Origin of the sequence: Rhodococcoides kroppenstedtii, assembly GCF_900111805.1 — a bacterium.
In the GTDB taxonomy this organism is placed as follows: domain Bacteria; phylum Actinomycetota; class Actinomycetes; order Mycobacteriales; family Mycobacteriaceae; genus Rhodococcoides; species Rhodococcoides kroppenstedtii.
This window is the reverse complement of record NZ_FOJN01000029.1, coordinates 1-1082: the sequence shown is the minus strand read 5'-3', so window position 1 is coordinate 1082 and position 1082 is coordinate 1. Positions and strand designations below refer to the sequence as shown.

The following is a 1082-nucleotide window of genomic DNA, read 5'->3' as shown; positions in this document are numbered from 1 at the left end:
TCCGCGATCGTCGTGCCCGTCTCGCGGACGGCGTCGATCGCCGGGCGCATCTGATCGACGTTGTTCAGTGCGTCGAAGATGCGGAAGATGTCCACCCCCGTCGCCGCGGCCTCCTCGACGAACGCCGACGTGACCCGCTCCGGGTAGGGGGTGTAGCCGACGGTGTTGCGCCCCCGCAGCAGCATCTGCAACGCGATGTTCGGGACCGCCTCCCGCAACGCCGCCAACCGCTCCCACGGATCCTCGTGCAGGAACCTGAGCGCCACATCGAACGTCGCCCCGCCCCAACACTCCACCGACAACAACTCCGGCGTGGTCCGCGCAACGTAGGGGGCGACCATCAGCAACCCCGACGTGCGCACCCGCGTCGCGAGCAGTGACTGATGCGCATCACGGAACGTGGTGTCGGTGACGCCCAACGCCTTCTGCTCACGCAACGCGCGAGCGAACCCGTCGGGTCCGAGGTCGAGCAGCCGCTGCCGCGACCCCGGCGGCGGCGTGGTCGACAGATCGATGTCGGGCAGCTTCGTGCGCGGATACACCGTGGTGGGACGCGCCCCGTGCGGCTTGTTCACCGTCACGTCCGCCAAGTAGCGCAGGATCTTCGTTCCCCGATCCCCCGACGCCCGAGCGGTGAGCAGGTCGGGTCGATCGCCGATGAACGACGTCGTCACCTCACCCGCGCGAAACGCCGGATCCTCCAGGACACCGCGCAGGAAGCCGATGTTCGTGGCGACCCCGCGAATGCGGAACTCGGCCAATGCTCGCCGCGACCGCGCGACCGCGTCCTCGAACGTCCGTCCGCGACAGGTCAGCTTCACGAGCATCGAGTCGAAGTACGCCGACACCTCCGCCCCCAACGTCGTCCCCCCGTCGAGACGAATACCCGCCCCACCCGGGGTTCGGTAGGCGGTGATCCGCCCGGTGTCCGGCCGGAAGGCGTTGGCCGGATCCTCCGTGGTGATGCGGCACTGCATCGCCGCACCCCGGATGCGCATGTCCTCCTGCCGCAGTCCCAGGTCCTCGAGCGACTCCCCCGACGCGATCCGCAACTGCGACTGCACCAGGTCCACGTCGGTGAT

The 1082-nt window shown here is 69.0% G+C and carries 1 pseudogene; it reads right to left on the bottom strand.

Features of this window, described 5'->3' with window-relative positions:
- Positions 1–1082, bottom strand: a pseudogene (locus BMZ18_RS19015) (pyruvate carboxylase); the annotation flags it as partial.